This is a genomic window from Streptomyces sp. NPDC007162 (genome assembly GCF_040634175.1).
Lineage (GTDB): Bacteria > Actinomycetota > Actinomycetes > Streptomycetales > Streptomycetaceae > Streptomyces.
On the sequence record NZ_JBEYFC010000726.1, the window covers coordinates 1 to 3,638 of the forward strand.

The 3,638-nt window shown below is 72.7% G+C and carries 1 protein-coding gene; it reads left to right on the forward strand.

The genetic code is table 11. From position 1 onward, the window contains the following. Positions 1–5: 5 nt before the first annotated feature. Positions 6–3,638 (forward strand): SDR family NAD(P)-dependent oxidoreductase (locus tag ABZ646_RS42860; protein ID WP_360532131.1); only part of this gene is annotated, 3,633 nt, incomplete at its 3' end.

Here is a 3,638-nt window from a genome sequence, read left to right on the forward strand (position 1 = left end):
CGGTGGTGGGTCATTCGCAGGGTGAGATCGCGGCGGCGTGTGTGGCGGGTGCGTTGTCGTTGTCCGATGGTGCCCGGGTGGTGGCGTTGCGGAGCAGGGCGATCGCGGAGCATCTGACCGGTGGCGGCATGATGGCGTTGTCGGTGCCGGCCGCGGTGGCGCGGGACTTGATCGCGGACCGGCCCGGGGTGTCGCTGGCCGCGATCAACGGCCCGGCATCCGTGGTGGTCTCGGGCGAGGCCGACGCCCTGGACTCGCTGCAGGAATTCTGCGAGGAGCAAGGCGTCAGGGCACGACGGATCGCGGTGGACTATGCCTCGCATTCGGTGCTGGTGGAGCAGATCCGGGACCGGTTGCTGACGGACCTGGCTGCCATCACCCCGCAGACATCGGAGGTGCCGGTCGTCTCGTCGGTGACCGGTGAGTTGATGGACACGGTGGGCTGGGACGCCGAGTACTGGTTCCGGAACCTGCGGAACACGGTGCTGTTCGAACAGGCACTGACGGCGGCCGGGCCCGGCGTGATCATCGAAGTCAGCCCGCACCCGGTCCTGCTCCCCGCAGTGCAGGACATCGCCCCGGCGGTCGGGACGCTGCGACGCGGCGAGGGCGATCTGCGGCGGCTGCTGGAATCGGTTGCCCAGGCACACGCGTACGGCGTGAGCGTCGACTGGAAGCGCCTGGTCACCGGGCGTCGGGTTCCCCTCCCGACCTACGCCTTCCAGCATCAGCGCTTCTGGCCCGAGTCGGCCGCCGGTCCCGCCGACGTCAGCGCGGCCGGCCTCAGCGCCGCGGAGCACCCGCTGCTGGGTGCGATGTTGCCGCTGCCGGAGACCGGCGGCGTGGTGTTCACCAGCCGCCTGTCGCTGCGGACCCAGCCGTGGCTGGCCGACTACGCGATCCGGGGCGCCGTGGTGTTCCCCGGTACGGGCTACGTCGAGCTGGCCGTCCGCGCCGGCGACAGCGTGCAGTGCGACCGGGTCGACGAGCTGGTCCTCGAGGCGCCGCTGGTGCTGCCCGCCCAGGGTGGCGTACAACTGCAGGTCGTCGTCGGTGAGGCCGCGGCGGGCAGGCGCAGCGTCGCCGTGTACGCCCGGCCGGACGGGCAGGACGAATGGACCCGCCATGCCACCGGCGTGCTCAGCGCGAACGCGAAGTCGGCCGGGCAGGAGTTCACCGCGGTGGGCCAGGCGTGGCCCGGCCCCGGCGCCACCGAGCTGGACATCCGTGAGTTCTACGCCGAGCTGGGTACGGGCGGGTTCGCGTACGGGCCGGTGTTCCAGGGTCTGACCCGGGCCTGGCGGGACGGCGACCGGATCCTCGCCGAGGTCGAGCTGCCCGAGGCGGGACGGGGCCTGGCCGAGTCGTTCGGGATCCATCCCGCGCTGCTGGACGCGGCGCTGCAGTCCACGGCGCTGACCGGGCTGGCAGGGCTGCAGTTCAGCTTCGTCGACGTGGTGCTGCGGGCGACCGGCGCGTCCCGGGTGCGGGTGGCGCTGACGCGGACCGGGCCGGACCAGGTGGCCATCGCGATCGCTGACAACAGCGGGCTGCCGGTGTTGTCGATCGGCTCGCTGACCGTACGCCCGCTGGCGGCCGACAGCATCGTCGCCGGCGCGGGCGACGGCACCCTGCTGGGCCTGCAGTGGGCCGACATCCCCACCGGAACCGCCGATGCCCGTGCAGCCGTGGTGGTGCCGGTTTCCGGTGATTCCGGCGCTGTGGTGACGTCCGCGCACGAGCTGTCCGCCCGGGTGGTACGGAAGCTGGACGAGACCACGGGTCCGCTGGTCGTGGTCACCCGGGGCGCGGTGGCCGTCGAGCCCGGCGAGCCGGTGACGGACCTGGCCGCTGCGGCGGTGTGGGGCGTGGTTCGCGGGATGCAGACGGCGGACCCGGGCCGGATCGTGCTGCTCGACACCGACACCGACACCGACACCGAGGTGGACGGTGCGGTGCTGAGTCAGGTGCTGGGCGCTGACGAGCCGCAACTGGCCTTGCGGGGCGGGGCCTTGCGGGCCGCCCGGCTGGTCCGGCACAGCTCCTCGACCGAGCCGGAAACGGTTCCCTCCCGTGTCCTCGTCACGGGCGGCACGGGAACCTTGGGCGCGGCCGTGGCACGCCATCTCGTGGCTGCCCATGGCGTACGGGATCTCGTGCTGCTCAGTCGGCGCGGGTCCGACGCGCCGGGCGCCGCGGAGCTCGCCGCGGAACTGTCCCGGGCGGGCGCCGCAGTCGAGCTGGTGGCCTGTGACCTGACCGACCGCCAGTCCCTGGCCGAGATGCTGACCGCGTACCCGGTTGGTGGACTGGTCCACGCCGCCCGGGTCGACGGACCCGGGCAGATCGACGCCGCCTGGCACCTGCACGACCTCACACGCGCCTTCGACCTGTCGCTGTTCGTGGTCTTCTCGTCGCTGGCGGGGATCGTGGGCGACGAGAACCGCCCGGGCGACGCCTTCCTCGCCGCCCTGATGCATCAGCGGCACCACGACGGGCTGCCGGGCCTCGCGCTGGCGTGGGGAGACTGGGAAACCGACCGCGGCCTGTCCGCGCCGCAAGCCATGGTCCTGTTCGACCGGGCGCTGAGCGCCGGCGTCCCCGTGGTGGCCCCGACCCGGCTGAACGTCCAGGCGCTGCGCTCTCAGGCGAACCTTCCGGCCGTGTGGCGCGCGCTGACCGGGGGATCGTCGCGCCGTGCCGCCACTCAGGCCCACGGCGGTCGCGACGGTCTTGGTCAGCTGTTTGCCGGACTGTCCGCCGCCGAGCGGCAGCAGGCCCTGATCGACCTGGTACGGGAGTCCGCCGCAGCGGTGCTCGGCTATGGCTCCGCGGCGCAACTGGCCGACGACCAGCCGTTCAGCGACCTGGGCTTCGACTCGCTGACTGCCGTCGACCTGCGCAACACGTTGCGCACCCGGACCGGGCTCAGCATGCCCGCCACCCTCGTCTTCGACTACCCGACCGTGGCCCGCGTGGCCGGCTATCTGGCGCAGGAGCTCGGCGAGGTGTCCCCGGCCGCCGCCTCCGCCCTGGTCCCGGCCGCGCCGCTGCCGGTTGCGGTCGCTGACGATCCGGTCGTGCTGGTCGGCATGGCGTGTCGTTATCCGGGTGGTGTCACGGGTCCGGACGAGTTGTGGGACCTGGTGGCGGCCGGGACGGACGGGATCACGCCGTTCCCCGCTGACCGCGGCTGGGATCTCGACGCGCTCCTCGGCGTCGACGGGTCCGCGGCGTCGGCCACGGCCGAGGGCGGCTTCCTCACCGGCGCCGGCGAGTTCGACGCCGCCTTCTTCCGCATCTCGCCGCGCGAGGCCCAGGCGACCGACCCGCAGCAGCGGTTGCTGCTGGAGGTGTCGTGGGAGGCGTTGGAGCAGGCGGGTATCGATCCTTCGTCCTTGGCCGGTAGTTCGACCGGTGTCTTCGCGGGTGTCTACTCCTCCGGGTACGCCGATCTTGTCGCCCGTGGTGGGGAGCAGTTGCAGGGTCACCAGATCACGGGTGGCGCGGCCAGCGTGATCTCCGGGCGGGTGGCGTACACGCTGGGGCTGGAAGGTCCCGCGGTCAGTGTGGACACGGCGTGTTCGTCGTCGCTGGTGGCGATGCATCTGGCTGCGCAGGCGTTGCGGGCGGGGGAG